Origin of the sequence: Streptomyces sp. cg40, assembly GCF_050320165.1 — a bacterium.
Classification (GTDB): domain Bacteria; phylum Actinomycetota; class Actinomycetes; order Streptomycetales; family Streptomycetaceae; genus Streptomyces; species Streptomyces hokutonensis.
The window spans coordinates 7,719,036-7,732,482 of record NZ_CP190128.1 but is presented as its reverse complement, the minus strand read 5'-3'; the positions used below and the strand labels follow the sequence as shown (position 1 = coordinate 7,732,482).

Genomic DNA, 13,447 nt, shown 5'->3' with positions numbered 1-13,447 from the left:
CGAGGGGCGGCCTTCGGCGTTTCCGGGGTCGTTCCTCCTCCATCGATGGCAGAGGAACCATGGACCTGACACAGCTGCTGCACGACGACCGACCGTTCGCCCTGCTGCGCCGCCGCACGCCGGGCCACGACGAGAACACGGTGGAGGTCCTCCTCGGCCCGGTCTCCACCCACGACCGCCTCGCCGACCTCCCCGCCGAGGGCCTGGCCCTGATCCCCTACCGCCAGATCCGCGAGCGCGGCTTCGACGTCCGCGACGACGGCACCCCGCTGGCCTTCCTCACCCCCGAGGAGTCGTACGGCATCCCGCTCGCCGACGCGCTGGACCAGCTGCCCGCGCACGACGTGCGGGTGGAGGGCGGCCGCTTCGACGTCGACGACGAGCGGTACGGCGAGATCGTCGGGCGGGTGCTGCGGGAGGAGATCGGGCGCGGCGAGGGCGCCAACTTCGTCATCCGGCGGACGTACGAGGGCGAGATCCCGGGGTTCTCGCGCAAAGACGCTCTCGCGCTCTTCCGGCGGCTGCTGGTGGGTGAGCGGGGCGCGTACTGGACGTTCGTCGTGCACACGGGCGAGCGCACGCTGGTGGGCGCGAGTCCCGAGGTGCACGTCCGGATGTCCGGCGGGACGGTCGTCATGAACCCGATCAGCGGGACGTACCGCTATCCGGCGGAAGGGCCCACGCCCGAGCACCTGCTGGACTTCCTCGCCGACGGCAAGGAGATCGAGGAGCTGTCGATGGTCGTCGACGAGGAGCTCAAGATGATGTGCACGGTCGGCGACATGGGCGGGGTCGTCGTCGGGCCCCGGCTGAAGGAGATGGCCCATCTCGCGCACACCGAGTACGAGTTGCGCGGCCGGTCCTCGCTGGATGTGCGGGAGGTCCTGAAGGAGACCATGTTCGCGGCGACCGTCACCGGGTCGCCGGTGCAGAACGCCTGCCGGGTCATCGAGCGGCACGAGGTCGGCGGGCGGGGTTACTACGCGGGCGCCCTCGCCCTGCTCGGCCGCGACTCCGGCGGTGCCCAGACCCTCGACTCCCCCATCCTCATCCGCACCGCCGACATCGACCCGGCCGGCCGGCTGCGGGTCCCGGTCGGCGCCACCCTGGTGCGCGGCTCCGACCCGGCGGGCGAGGTCGCGGAGACCCACGCGAAGGCGGCGGGCGTCCTGGCGGCTCTCGGCGTACGACCGTCCCGGCCGCACGAGGAGAGCACGCGGCCCCGGCTGGCCGACGATCCCCGGGTGCGCGCCGCCCTCGACGGTCGCCGCACCTCCCTGGCCCCCTTCTGGCTGCGGATGCAGGAGCGCTCCGAGGAGCTGACCGGGCACGCGCTGGTCGTCGACGGGGAGGACACCTTCACGGCGATGCTCGCGCACGTGCTGCGGTCGAGCGGCCTGGAGGTGACCGTGCGCCGGTACGACGAGGAGGGGCTGCGGGAGGCGGTGCTCGCGCACGAGGGGCCGGTGGTGCTGGGGCCGGGTCCCGGTGACCCCTCCGACACGGCCGACCCGAAGATGCGGTTCCTGCGGGCGCTGACCGCCGAGGTCCTCCGGGCGAACCGGCACGGTGTCCTCGGTGTGTGCCTCGGGCACGAACTGATCGCGGCGGAGCTGGGGTTGGAGATCGTCCGCAAGGAGGTTCCGTACCAGGGGGCGCAGACGACGGTCGACCTGTTCGGCCGGGAGGAGACCGTCGGCTTCTACAACAGCTTCGTGGCGCGCTGCGACGACGAGGCGGCCGCCGAGCTGGAGGCCCACGGTGTGGAGGTCAGCCGTAGCGCGAGTGGTGAGGTGCATGCGCTGCGAGGGCCGGGGTTCGCCGGTGTGCAGTTCCACCCGGAGTCGGTGCTGACGCTCAACGGGGCTGCTGTCGTACGGGAGTTGGTGGGTCAGCTACGGGGTACGAGCACGTTCTCGGAGCGGCGGCCGGCCGTGTAGTCGAGGACGTTGCGGACGGTGGCGTCGATGATCTGGCCGACGGCGTCCTCGGTGTAGTACGCCTGGTGGGAGGTGACCAGGACGTTCGGGAAGGTGACCAGGCGGGCCAGGGTGTCCTCGCGCAGTTCGGCGACGAGGGCCGCGGTGTCGATCAGGCCGCCGCGGCTGGAGTCGACGAGGATCGCGTCGTCCTTCATCGCCTTCAGGGCGTCGGCGTCGATGAGCCGCTGGGTGTCCGGCAGCAGCGGGACGTGCAGGGTGATGAGGTCGGACTCGGCGAGGAGCTGTTCCTTGGGGACGTAGGTCATGCCGAGCTCGACACAGGCCGGGTTCTCGGCGACGGAGTACGGGGAGTAGTACGAGCCCCTCCAGGGGGTGGACCGGTGTACTCCAGCACCGTGCATGTCCAGGCGCTGGCGACCGAACGCACCGTCCAGGGGCTGCGCCCCCGGACCCCCGCTTCGGCCCTGAAGGGGCCTCGTCCTCAAACGCCGGACGGGCTGGGATGCCCGGCCGGCCCAGTCGACGTCAAGAGCGCAGCCAAGTCTCAGCCGAAGAACACCCCGACCTCCTCGTACAGCTTCGGGTCCACCGTCTTCAGTTGGGCCGTCGCCTCCGCGATCGGTACGCGGACGATGTCCGTGCCGCGCAGGGCGACCATCTTGCCGAAGTCGCCGTCGCGGACGGCCTCGATGGCGTGCAGGCCGAAGCGGGTGGCGAGCCAGCGGTCGAAGGCGCTGGGGGTGCCGCCGCGCTGGATGTGGCCGAGGACGGTGGTGCGGGCCTCCTTGCCGGTCCGCTTCTCGATCTCCTTGGCCAGCCATTCGCCGACCCCGGACAGCCGGACGTGCCCGAAGGAGTCGAGGGTGCCGTCCTTGAGGACCACGTCGCCGTCCTTGGGCATGGCCCCCTCCGCGACGACCACGATCGGGGCGTACGACGCCTTGAAGCGGGAGGTGATCCAGCCGCACACCTGCTCGACGTCGAAGCGCTGCTCGGGGATGAGGATGACGTTGGCGCCGCCGGCCAGGCCTGAGTGGATCGCGATCCAGCCGGCGTGCCGGCCCATGACCTCGCAGACCAGGACCCGCATGTGCGACTCGGCGGTGGTGTGCAGCCGGTCGATGGCCTCGGTGGCGATGCCGACGGCGGTGTCGAAGCCGAAGGTGTAGTCGGTGGCGGACAGGTCGTTGTCGATGGTCTTCGGTACGCCGACGCACGGCACGCCGTACTCGTCCGAGAGCCGCGCGGCCACGCCGAGGGTGTCCTCGCCGCCGATCACGATCAGCGCGTCGACCTCCTGCGCGGCGAGGTTGGCCTTGATGCGGCCGATGCCGTTCTCCAGCTTCAGCGGGTTGGTGCGGGAGGAGCCGAGGATGGTGCCGCCGCGGGGCAGGATGCCGCGCACGGCGGGGATGTCGAGACGGACGGTGTCGCCTTCGAGCGGACCTCGCCAGCCGTCCCGGTAGCCGACGAAGTCGTAGCCGAACTCCTGGACGCCCTTGCGGACGATGCCCCGGATGACGGCGTTGAGTCCGGGGCAGTCGCCGCCTCCGGTCAGTACTCCGACGCGCATGGAAATATCCCTTCGCCGCAGTTTCCTGTGACAGCCACGCTAATGGTGATCCAGGTCACAGAGGGATGGGCGGGAAGGTCAATTCAGCTGAATTGTGGGGTAGTTGATCTACCCCGTCCGGCTACGCGTCGTCGAGTCCGCGCTCTATCGCGTACCGCACCAGCTCCACGCGGTTGTGCAACTGGAGCTTGCCCAGGGTGTTCTGGACGTGGTTCTGGACCGTGCGGTGCGAGATGACCAGGCGCTCGGCGATCTGCTTGTAGCTCAGGCCCTTGGCGACCAGGCGGAGCACTTCGGTCTCGCGGTCGGTGAGTTGGGGCGCCTTGGGCTCGTCGCTGCCGGCGGCCGGTGCCGGGTCCGAGGCAAGGCGGCGGTACTCGCCGAGGACCAGTCCGGCGAGCCCCGGGGTGAACACCGGGTCGCCGACCGCCGTCCGCCGCACCGCGTCCAACAGCTCTTCCGTGGAGGCCGACTTGAGCAGATAGCCGGTCGCGCCCGACTTCACCGCCTCCAGCACGTCGGCGTGCTCACCGCTCGCGGAGAGGACCAGGACGCGCAACGCCGGGTTGGCGCCCACCAGTTCCTTGCAGACCTGGACGCCGGGCAGCACCGGCAGGTTCAGGTCCAGGACGAGTACGTCCGGGGCGGCGGCCTTGGCCCGGCGTACCGCCTGTTCGCCGTCCCCGGCGGTGGCGACCACCTCGAAGCCGGACTCGGCCAGGTCGCGGGCGACCGCGTCGCGCCACATCGGGTGGTCGTCGACCACCATGACCCTGATCGGGCCCCGCTGCTCACTCATCGTGTCCCCGCCTTCCCCCGCGACTTCGGTACCTTCAGCTCAACTTCCGTGCCCTGCCCGGGAATCGAGACCAGCTCGGCACTCCCGCCCAGGTCCCGCAGCCGCCCCCGGATCGACAGGGCGACCCCGAGCCGCCCCTCCCCCTCGGCCTGCGCGAGCCGCCCCTCCGGGATACCTGGCCCGTCGTCCCGTACGGTCACCACGACCTCCCCGGGTTCGTCCTCGACCAGGATCCAGGCACGGGCGTCCGCACCGGCGTGCCTGCGCACATTGTCCAGGGCGGCACCGACAGCGGCGGCCAGCTCCTTCGCGGCGGGCGCGGGCAACGGCACCGGGGCACCGGGCTCCGCGAAACTCACCTTCGCGGCGGCGTACGGCGCGAGCAGCGACCGCAGATCGACCGGCCCGTCGTCGACCTCGTCGGATTCTTCCTCCACGGCCCTCACGACCGCGCCCTCCGCCGCGTCCAGCGAGACCCGGGAGACGGGGACCAGGCCGCCGGAGACCAGGGTGCGCAGGGCGATCTCCTGCTCGCCCGCCATCCGGCCCAGCTCGCCCGCCTCGCCGCCGAGCACCGCACCGCGCCGCTGCACCATGGCCAGCACCTGGAGGACACCGTCGTGGATGTCCCGGGCCAGCCGCTCCCGTTCCCGGGTGGTGGCCTCGATCTCCAGGGCGCGGGCGAGGGTGCGCTCGGAGGCGCGGGCGACCTCCACGACGTAGCCGATCGCGATGGAGGCGACCCAGACGAGGACCACGTTGTGGACGGTGTCGCGAGCCGGGGAGCCGCGCTCGATCAGGTTGGCGGCGGCGACCGGGGTGGAGGCGAACGCGGCCCAGCGCCAGCCGCCCTTGATGGCGTAGGCGAGGACCGAGCCGGCGGTCCATATCGACGGCAGGGTGGGGCCGCCGCTGTCTATGTGGTGGGCGTCGGCCGCGACCGGCGTGAGGACGATGCCGGTCAGCGCGATCGCGAGGTCGGCGGCGAGGAAGCGCTTGGTGCACGCGACCGCGCTCTGCACGCGGGGCAGGGTGGCGAACGTCCAGACGAACAGGACGACGTAGAAGGCGATCGCGATGCCCGGGCGGTCGAACTGGTCGTACTCGGAGGCGAACAGTCCGACCGCGTACAGCATGGTCAGCACCCGGTAGCCGCTCAGGGCACGCCACAGCGGCTGCTCGACCGACATTCTGATGACGCGCTCGCGCCTGGCCATGATCCCCACCCCCGACACAGCCGGCCCCACCCTAGGGGCTGGTCTGTTCCTTCTCCGCTTGTGCGAGCGCGGCCCTGGTGGCCTTGTCCGCTTCCTTCTCGGCCTTCGCCGCGTCCGCGATCTGCCGCTTGGCGGCCGTCGCGTAGATGTCGACGTACTCCTGGCCGGAGAGCTTCATGATTTCGTACATGACCTCGTCGGTCACGGCGCGCAGCACGAAACGGTCGTGCTCCATGCCGTTGTACCGGCTGAAGTCGAGCGGTTTGCCGATCCGGATGCCCGGGCGCATCAGCTTCGGGACGACCTTGCCGGGCGGCTGGATCTTCTCCGTGTCGATCATCGCGACCGGGATCACCGGGGCGCCACTGGCGAGCGCCACGCGCGCGAGGCCGCCGGGCTTGCCGCGGTACAGACGGCCGTCCGGGGAGCGCGTGCCCTCCGGATAGATACCGAACAGTTCACCGCGCTCCAGGACGTCGATCCCGGCCTTGATCGCGGCCTCGCCCGCCCCGCGCGCACCCGAGCGGTCCACCGGGAGCTGGCCTGCGCCCTTGAAGAACGCGGCCGTCAGCTTGCCCTTCACCCCGGGTGTGGTGAAGTACTCGGCCTTCGCGATGAAGGTGACCTTGCGGTCGAGGACCGCGGGCAGGAAGAACGAGTCCGAGAACGAGAGGTGATTGCTCGCCAGGATCGCGGCGCCCTCCGCCGGAATGTTCTCCAGGCCCTCCACCCACGGCCGGAAGGCGACCTTCAGCGGCCCACCGATGGCGACCTTCATCGTGCCGTACAACAACCGAGTGCCTCCTGTGCTCGTCGATCAGACCTTAACCCGGAGCACCGTCAAAGGACCCGACGGCCCTGGTCGGTGTCAGTGCGGTCGCGTACGGTTGACCGCACCTGGACTCGTTCACGCCTCACTGACGCACACCCTTCTTCATGAACATGAACACGCCCCTCTCATGAACAGGAGACCGAAGGTGCCGGTCCTCCCCGGAGCCGAGCCGTACCGCCACGAGGGCGGGGAGGTCGGAGTTCTCCTCTGCCACGGCTTCACCGGTTCCCCGCAGTCGCTGCGCCCCTGGGCGGAGTATCTGGCCGAGCGCGGCCTCACCGTGTCGCTGCCGCTGCTGCCCGGGCACGGCACCCGCTGGGAGGACATGCAGCTCACCGGCTGGCAGGACTGGTACGCGGAGGTGGACCGCGAGCTGCGCGCCCTGCGCGAGCGCTGCTCGCAGGTCTTCGTCGCGGGCCTGTCCATGGGCGGCGCGCTGGCCCTGCGGCTGGCCGCCAGGCACGGCGACGAGATCAGCGGCGTCGTGGTCGTCAACCCCGGTATCAAGGTGCACGGCCTCGCCGCGTACGCCCTTCCGGTCGCCCGCCACCTGGTGCGTACGGCGCCGGGCATCGCCAGCGACATCGCGAAGGAGGGCAGCGACGAGGTCGGCTACGACAAGGTGCCGCTGCACTCCGCGCACTCGCTGCGCAATTTCTTCCGGCTGGTCGACCGCGAGCTCCCGCAGGTCACCCAGCCGCTCCTGCTGCTGCACAGCACCCAGGACCATGTGGTGCCGCCGGCCGACTCGGCCCGTGTGCTCAGTCGCGTTTCCTCGGCCGACGTGACGGAAATCCTGCTGGAACAGAGCTACCACGTCGCGACGTTGGACCACGACGCGGACCGGATTTTCGAGGAGAGCTTCACGTTCATCGGCCGGCTCGCACCCAGTGTCGGCAAGCAGGCGTCCGACACGGGCCGGGTGAGCGAGCAGGAAGGGACGGCCACAGGTGGCTGAGCACGACTCCGACCGCGAGGGCCTCGAACCGGACGAGCAGGGCGTCCCGTTCGACGAGGAGGCCGCGTGGGCCGCGATCGTCGCCGGATACGGCGACGAGCCCAAGGATCCGCCGGGCGCCAAGCCGTTCAAGTCGATCGAGGACCTGGCGCTGCTCGACCCCGAGAAGAACGACGAGCAGCCCAAGGCCAAGGAGCAGTCCTCCAAGGACTCCAAGGACAAGGACAAAGGCACAGAGGAGCCCGCGCCCGCCAAGCCGCTGGGCAGCTCCGTCTCCTTCGCGCCCGGTGTCGGCGGCCCCCGTGACTACACCGCGCCGGACTCCTCCGAGGAGGACTTCGACGAGGACGACGAGGGCCACTTCGTGCCGCCAGAGCCGCCGCCGCTGCCGGCCGCCGACACGACGGCCAAGTTCGCCTGGCTCGGGGTGATCGGCGGCCCGATCCTGCTGCTGCTCGCGGTGCTGCTCGGCTGGGACATGACCTGGTGGCTGGCGACCGTCGGCATCGGCGGCTTCCTCGGCGGCTTCGGCACGCTGGTGATGCGGATGCGGACGGACGACGAGGAGGGGGACGACCCCGGGCGCGGGGCCGTCGTCTGACGTTATCGAGCGGCGGGAATTCTGAGGGCGGCCAGGACCGGGAAGTGGTCCGTGGCCGCCCTCAAGTCCGTCTCCGTCACTCCCGGCTGCTCCGACGGCACCCCGCAGCCCAGTACCTCGACACCCTGCGTGGCGAAGATCGCGTCGATGCGCTGGAAGGGGTTGCCGGGGGTCCAGGTGTACTCGGCGCCCCAGGGGCTGGTGGCCCAGCAGTCCTGGAGGTCCTTGGCCAGCCGGGTGAAAGTCCGGCCTCCGGGGCGGTCGTTGAGGTCGCCGCCCGCGATCGCGTGGTCCACGCCCATGCCGGCCAGCCGGTCGAGCAGCATGCCGCCCTGGTCGTAGCGCTCGTCGTCGCGGAGGCTGAGGTGGCAGCTGAGGACGCCGAGGCGGGCGCCGCCGAAGCGGACGACCGCGGTCGCGAAGCCGCGGCGGTGTTCGCCGGGGGTGAGGGGGAGGAGGACGTCCTCGGTGCGTTCGACCGTGGCGCGGAGGGAACAGAGCAGGGCCGGGCCCGCGGCGGTGCCTCCGCCGGAGAGGACAACCAGGTCGGACGCGGAGGCCAGGCGGGCGAGCTTCTTGCGCCAGCGGAAGAAGCGGGGGGCTTCCTGGACCAGGACGAGGTCCGGGGCGCAGGCCCTGATCACGCGGGCAAGGGCGGCTGTGTCGTCGCGCATCGAGCGGATGTTGTAGCTCAGGACGCGGATGACCGCGGAACCGTCGGATTCGGTGCGGGAGTTGGGGAGCGGCGCCATGTGGATCAATTTACGCCGCCTGACGGCTCGGGGCGCGGGGTACGTGGGCGACTGCCGGTCCGATGTGGCTGGTCGCGCCCGCGCGGCGGTAGCCGCAAATCGACTACCGCCCCGCGCCCCTGGGTGAGCACTGTCGCCGTATGTCTACATGATCGGGTCGGGTTCCCTCGCCAGGTCCGCTGCGCCTACCATCCCGGCCTTGTTGCCCAGCTGCGCCGCGATAACGTCCGCCACCGGGCGCCAGTTGCCGCCCACCAGCCAGCGCTTGTAGGACTTGCGGATCGGGTCCAGAACCAGTTCGCCCTCGTCCGAGAGGCCGCCGCCGACGATGAACGCGGAGGGGTCGAAGAGGGAGGCCAGGTCGGCGAGGCCGGCGCCGGCCCAGCGGGCCAGCTCGCGGTAGGAGTCGACGGCGACCGGGTCGCCCTGCCGGGCGGCCATGGAGATGTGCTTGCCCTCGATGCCCTCGGGGGTGCCGTCGCCGAGCGAGAGCAGGACGTCCGCGGCCTCGGGGGTCGCGTTGGCGCGCTGCTTGGCGTAGCGGACGAGGGCGCGGCCGGAGGCGTACTGCTCCCAGCAGCCCTGTGAACCGCAGCCGCACAGCAGGCCGTCCGGCACCATGCGGATGTGGCCGAACTCGGCGGCCACGCCGAAGTGCCCGCGGCGCAGCTTGTTGCCGATGATGATGCCGCCGCCGAGGCCGGTGCCGAGGGTGATGCAGATGACGTTGCGGTGGCCCTTGCCGGCGCCGAACTTGTACTCGCCCCAGGCCGCGGCGTTCGCGTCGTTCTCCACGACGACGGGGAGGCCGACGCGGGCCTCGACCTTGTCCTTCAGCGGCTCCTGGCGCCAGTCGATGTTCGGCGCGAAGTAGACCGTGGAGCGCTGGCGGTTGACGTACCCTGCCGCGCCGATGCCCACGCCCACGATCTCGTGCCCGGCGCGCGCTCCCTCGACGGCGGCGGCGATGGCGTCGACGATGCCCTCGGGCGTGCCCGGGGTGGGCACCTGGTGGGTCGACAGGATGTTGCCTTCCTCATCGACCACGCCGGCCGCGATCTTGGTGCCGCCGATGTCGACGCCGATGGTGAGTCCCATGAATCCCTCAGTTTCGGTCGAGCCCCGCTACGGCCCACCGTACCCGAGGGTCCGGCGTCGGATCAGCGACGTCGTTCCGGAGAGCGGGCCCTCCGGAGCAGGGCCTAGTCGAGGTCGATGCGCTCTCCAGGGCCGGAGTCGTCCCCGGGGTCGCGCAGGTTCTTCAGTTCGGTGTCGCGGGCCGTCCAGCGCTGTTCCTGGGCCTGGACGGCGGAGCGGTACGCGGCGAGGAGTTCGTTTCCGGCCGCCGCGAGGTGGTCGAAGACGTCCGGGTTGCGTTCGATGACGGGCTCGACGGCGGCCTTGGCCTGCTGGACGACCTGCTTGACCACCTGCTGGGCGGCCGGTCCCGCGACCTGGCCGAGCAGCGGGGACTGGAGGCCGGACAGCTTGTCCGCGACGGTGTCGACGAGCTTGCGCAGTTCCTCGGCGGCCGAGCCCGGGGGCGGGCCGTACTGGGTGCGGCGGCGGGCCTTCTCCGCCGCGAGGTCTTCGGCGGCCGCCGTCGCCCAGGCGTCGGCGTCGGTCGCCCGCACCTCGTCGAGCGCCTCTTCCTTGCCGGCCTCGTACGGGGGGAGCTCTTCGCTCATGACGGACTCCTGACTACGGTTCGTCTCTACGACGTTACCCGAATGGGCGTACGTGCTTCACGTCTCCGCACGCACCAATGCTCACCTTCCCTGCGGCCACAGTCCCGGGTCGGGCGTGAAGCGGATGCGCAGCTCGCCCTCGCGCAGCGCGGCGCCGGCCACGGTGCAGCGGCGCAGGGCCGAGGGCAGGGGGACGATACGGCGGAACTGACCGACGGTGACGACCAGTTCGTCGCCGCGGCGGACGAGGTCCAGCTCGTCCCGTATCGCGCCGGGCAGCGAGATGTGCCATACGAGGACCCTGTCGCCGCCGTCCTCGGCCGGCTCGTCGGTCACGGGCCACTCGACAGTGGAACGGGTCTCGTTGACACCGGGCACGGTGAGCGCGGCGAGGTCGTCGGTGCCGCGCGGGTCGTGGCCGAGGTGCGGGACGTGCCGCACGTCGTACGTGCCCTGCCACTCGTCCAGGGTCTTGCGCTGCTGGACGCCCAGGCCTGCGAGCCAGGTGTCCTCGACGGACTCGGGCAGCACCCGGTTGGCGATCAGCGCGTCCGGGCGCAGGCCGCGCAGGGCGAGGGCGAGGGTCGCCGCGCGGACGGCGTCGGCGCCTGCCGGTCCGGGGTCCGCGACCAGGCGTACGGATGTGTTGCGGTCGGCGAGGACCGCCTCGACCGCGGCCAGTTCCACGTCCCAGCGGCCCGCCGTGTCGTAGAGCCACTCCGACGGCATCGGGACGCCGGCGAGGCGGCCGAGGACCGGGCGCAGGGCGCGGGCCGCCTGGCGCTCCGCGGGGAGGAGGCGGCGGAGGTAGCGGCGGAGTTCCTCGGGGAGGGCGAGGAGGGCGAGGGCCTGGGGGGTGGGCGGGAGGTCGACCACGAGCAGGTCGTAGGCCTCCGACAGGACCGCGTCGCGCACGGCACGGAGCAGGTTCAGTTCCTCGGCGCCGGGGAGTGGGGTGAGTTCCTCCGCGTCCAGGCGGGCCGCGCCCAGGAGTTCGAGGGCGGAGGAGGCCCGGGTCTGGAAGGCGGTGAGGTCGGTGCGGAACGACTCCGTGGCGTCGGGGCGCCAGGCGGTGAGGTGTTCGGTGACGTGTACGGGGGCCGCTCCTGTCGGCACGCCCAGGGCCGCGCCGAGGGTGTCGGCCCGGTCTGCTCCCAGGAGCAGTGTCCGGGTGCGGGTGCCTGCGGCGGCTTGTGCGGTGGCGGCGGCGATGGTGCTGCGGCCGCTGCCGCCCGGGCCGGTGATCAGGAGGGTGCGCATGTTTGTGAACGGTAGTCGGTCGGTGGGGGTGGAGCGCCGCTGCCAGGGGCTCCGCCCCCGGACCCCCGTCGGCCCTGAAGGGGCCTCGTCCTCAAACGCCGGACGGGCTGACAATGGCGGCCCGTGACGAAGAGTCGCCGGGCGGGCTGAACCACGCCGACCCGCGCCGCGAAGGCGAGCCCCCTACTTCTCCCCCGACTCCACCCGCTTCTTCAGCCCCGCCAGCGCCCGGTCGATGATGACCTTCTCCGCCTTGCGCTTGATCATGCCCAGCATGGGGATCTTGACGTCCACGGTGAGGAGGTACGTGACCTCCGTGGCGCCCCCGGCCGTGGGCTTGAGGAGGTAGGAGCCGTCCAGGGAGCGCAGCATCTGGGACTTGACGAGGGTCCAGGAGACCTCGTTGTCGCCGGTCCACGTGTAGGCGAGGACCTGGTCGTCCTTGATCGCGCCGGCGTCCATGACGAGCCGGACCTGTTCGGCGCGGCCCCGGTCGTCGGTCTTGAGGACGTCCGCCTCCTTCACCTCGCCGGTCCAGTCCGGATAGCGGGCGAAGTCGGAGATCACCTCCATGACGTCGGCCGGTGCCGCCTCGATCGTGATGCTCGAACTGGTGTGTTCCGCCATCGCTGTGGCTCCTCCAGATGCGGACCGGCAGGGCGTCGTCGTGCGCTTGTGCGTGCAGCGTGAAGGCTACCTCTCCGCCAACCCCCTTACCGCACCCCCTACCTGCGGCATCGGCGGGCGGTCACCATTCCAGTGCCCACGGCTTGCCACTGCCCGCGAAGTGGCCGACGTTCACGCACTCCGTCGCCCCGATCCGCATCCTGCGCACCAGCGGCTGGTGGACGTGGCCGAACAGTGAATAGCGGGGCCGGGTGCGGCGGATCGCGTCCAGGAGGGCGCGGCTGCCGCGCTCGAAACGGCGCGCGACGGTGTCGTAGACCAGCTCGGGGACCTCGGGCGGGATGTGGGTGCACAGGACGTCGACCTCGCCGACGGCCTCGATCTTGGCGGCGTACTCCTCGTCACTGATCTCGTACGGGGTGCGCATGGGGGTGCGCAGGCCGCCGCCGACGAAGCCGAACGTCCAGCCGCCGATCTCGACGCGCTCGCCGTCGAGCACCGTGGTTCCGGGTTCGGCGTACTCGGGCCACAGGGTCGGCATGTCGACGTTGCCGTAGGTGGCGTACGTCGGGGTGGGGAAGGCGGCGAACATCTCCGCGTACTGCTTGCGGACCGCCTTCTCGATGAGGGCCGCGCGGTCGCCGCCGACCGTGCTCCAGAGGCGGGCGCCGAGTTCGCGGGCCTCCTCGAAGCGGCGTGCGGTGCGCAGCTCGACCAGGCGGTCGGCGTTCGCCTCGCCGAACAGTTCGGGGAAGATCCCGCGCGTGTGGTCGGCGTAGTCGAGGAAGAGGACCAGGTCGCCCAGGCAGATCAGGGCGTCGGCACCCTCGCCGGAGGCGGCCAGGTCACGGGCGTTGCCGTGCACGTCGCTGACCACATGTACGCGTGTCCTGGAGTTTCCGGACGGTGTGGGTGCCATGACGATCAAGCGTAGGCGTGTGCGGCAAACGTGAACAGTGGCGGCCTCCCTCGCGGTTACTGGCCAGTGAAGAAAGGGGTGGACTACTGTGCGCGAGGAAACACCAATCTGTGTGACGCAGCGAACATCTCGCCGGACCCCCCTGTCGTAGGAGCCATACCGGCGGGTAACGTCCGGGCAGTCCAGTCGTGCTCAGGATTTCAACCACCGGGTCCTGACGCACCTGCCCGAGCCTTGGACCGGACCGTCGCATCACACAACGTCGTGGCGCCGGCGCC

General features: G+C 71.2%; 13 protein-coding genes and 1 pseudogene. 3 read left to right on the top strand and 11 right to left on the bottom strand.

Annotated elements, in window-relative coordinates; genetic code table 11:
- The first annotated feature begins 59 nt into the window (after positions 1-59).
- The gene (locus ACQHII_RS34810) at positions 60-1,940 is read left to right on the top strand and encodes an anthranilate synthase family protein (RefSeq protein ID WP_427922991.1); all 1,881 of its coding nucleotides are present in this window, start codon (positions 60-62) and stop codon (positions 1,938-1,940) included.
- Here ACQHII_RS34810 and ACQHII_RS34805 read toward each other — a convergent pair.
- The 5 genes and pseudogenes from ACQHII_RS34805 to ACQHII_RS34785 form a co-directional block, all read right to left on the bottom strand.
- Positions 1,892-2,377, bottom strand: a pseudogene (locus tag ACQHII_RS34805) (NAD(P)-dependent oxidoreductase); the annotation flags it as partial. The gene ACQHII_RS34810 and the pseudogene ACQHII_RS34805 sit on opposite strands and share 49 nt — an antisense overlap.
- 110 nt (positions 2,378-2,487) lie before the next feature.
- Positions 2,488-3,516, bottom strand: a complete 1,029-nt coding sequence (locus tag ACQHII_RS34800) for a 6-phosphofructokinase (protein WP_406460688.1) — start codon at positions 3,514-3,516, stop codon at positions 2,488-2,490.
- Positions 3,517-3,637: 121 nt separating this feature from the next.
- Positions 3,638-4,315 (bottom strand): response regulator, encoded by a 678-nt coding sequence (locus ACQHII_RS34795; RefSeq protein ID WP_427922990.1) that lies wholly within the window; start codon positions 4,313-4,315, stop codon positions 3,638-3,640.
- Positions 4,312-5,532, bottom strand: a complete 1,221-nt coding sequence (macS, locus tag ACQHII_RS34790) for a MacS family sensor histidine kinase (protein WP_427922989.1) — start codon at positions 5,530-5,532, stop codon at positions 4,312-4,314. The genes ACQHII_RS34795 and macS overlap by 4 nt, the downstream gene beginning before the upstream one ends.
- A 31-nt stretch (positions 5,533-5,563) precedes the next feature.
- Positions 5,564-6,310, bottom strand: a complete 747-nt coding sequence (locus ACQHII_RS34785; protein ID WP_427925477.1) for a lysophospholipid acyltransferase family protein — start codon at positions 6,308-6,310, stop codon at positions 5,564-5,566.
- Positions 6,311-6,509: 199 nt separating this feature from the next.
- Between ACQHII_RS34785 and ACQHII_RS34780 the strand changes: the two genes are divergently transcribed.
- Positions 6,510-7,322, top strand: a complete 813-nt coding sequence (locus ACQHII_RS34780; RefSeq protein WP_427925476.1) for an alpha/beta hydrolase — start codon at positions 6,510-6,512, stop codon at positions 7,320-7,322.
- Entirely contained in the window at positions 7,315-7,923 is a 609-nt protein-coding gene (locus tag ACQHII_RS34775) for a hypothetical protein (RefSeq protein WP_427922988.1), read from the top strand. The genes ACQHII_RS34780 and ACQHII_RS34775 overlap by 8 nt, the downstream gene beginning before the upstream one ends.
- Positions 7,924-7,925: 2 nt before the next feature.
- Here ACQHII_RS34775 and ACQHII_RS34770 read toward each other — a convergent pair whose 3' ends face one another.
- The 6 genes from ACQHII_RS34770 to ACQHII_RS34745 form a co-directional block, all read right to left on the bottom strand.
- Positions 7,926-8,675: an endonuclease/exonuclease/phosphatase family protein gene (locus tag ACQHII_RS34770; RefSeq protein WP_427922987.1), complete on the bottom strand. Its 750-nt coding sequence runs from the start codon at positions 8,673-8,675 to the stop codon at positions 7,926-7,928.
- A gap of 144 nt (positions 8,676-8,819) precedes the next feature.
- Positions 8,820-9,773, bottom strand: a complete 954-nt coding sequence (locus ACQHII_RS34765; protein ID WP_400973498.1) for an ROK family glucokinase — start codon at positions 9,771-9,773, stop codon at positions 8,820-8,822.
- Positions 9,774-9,877: 104 nt separating this feature from the next.
- The gene (locus ACQHII_RS34760; protein ID WP_427922986.1) at positions 9,878-10,363 is read right to left on the bottom strand and encodes a DUF5304 domain-containing protein; all 486 of its coding nucleotides are present in this window, start codon (positions 10,361-10,363) and stop codon (positions 9,878-9,880) included.
- Positions 10,364-10,444: 81 nt separating this feature from the next.
- Positions 10,445-11,623, bottom strand: coding sequence for an ArsA family ATPase (locus ACQHII_RS34755; RefSeq protein ID WP_427922985.1), 1,179 nt, complete (start codon positions 11,621-11,623; stop codon positions 10,445-10,447).
- A gap of 183 nt (positions 11,624-11,806) precedes the next feature.
- Entirely contained in the window at positions 11,807-12,250 is a 444-nt protein-coding gene (locus ACQHII_RS34750) for an SRPBCC family protein (RefSeq protein WP_427922984.1), read from the bottom strand.
- 121 nt (positions 12,251-12,371) lie between these two features.
- Complete coding sequence (locus ACQHII_RS34745) at positions 12,372-13,127, bottom strand: metallophosphoesterase family protein (RefSeq protein WP_201055725.1); 756 nt, start codon at positions 13,125-13,127, stop codon at positions 12,372-12,374.
- Positions 13,128-13,447: the final 320 nt, after the last annotated feature.

Coding starts and splice junctions, on each gene's coding strand:
- ACQHII_RS34755 (WP_427922985.1), bottom strand. CDS start 11,623: ATGCGCACCCTCCTGATCACCGGCCCGGGCGGCAGCGGCCGCAGCACC.
- ACQHII_RS34795 (WP_427922990.1), bottom strand. CDS start 4,315: ATGAGTGAGCAGCGGGGCCCGATCAGGGTCATGGTGGTCGACGACCAC.
- ACQHII_RS34810 (WP_427922991.1), top strand. CDS start 60: ATGGACCTGACACAGCTGCTGCACGACGACCGACCGTTCGCCCTGCTG.
- ACQHII_RS34800 (WP_406460688.1), bottom strand. CDS start 3,516: ATGCGCGTCGGAGTACTGACCGGAGGCGGCGACTGCCCCGGACTCAAC.
- ACQHII_RS34760 (WP_427922986.1), bottom strand. CDS start 10,363: ATGAGCGAAGAGCTCCCCCCGTACGAGGCCGGCAAGGAAGAGGCGCTC.
- ACQHII_RS34765 (WP_400973498.1), bottom strand. CDS start 9,773: ATGGGACTCACCATCGGCGTCGACATCGGCGGCACCAAGATCGCGGCC.
- ACQHII_RS34770 (WP_427922987.1), bottom strand. CDS start 8,675: ATGGCGCCGCTCCCCAACTCCCGCACCGAATCCGACGGTTCCGCGGTC.
- macS (WP_427922989.1), bottom strand. CDS start 5,532: ATGGCCAGGCGCGAGCGCGTCATCAGAATGTCGGTCGAGCAGCCGCTG.
- ACQHII_RS34785 (WP_427925477.1), bottom strand. CDS start 6,310: ATGAAGGTCGCCATCGGTGGGCCGCTGAAGGTCGCCTTCCGGCCGTGG.
- ACQHII_RS34750 (WP_427922984.1), bottom strand. CDS start 12,250: ATGGCGGAACACACCAGTTCGAGCATCACGATCGAGGCGGCACCGGCC.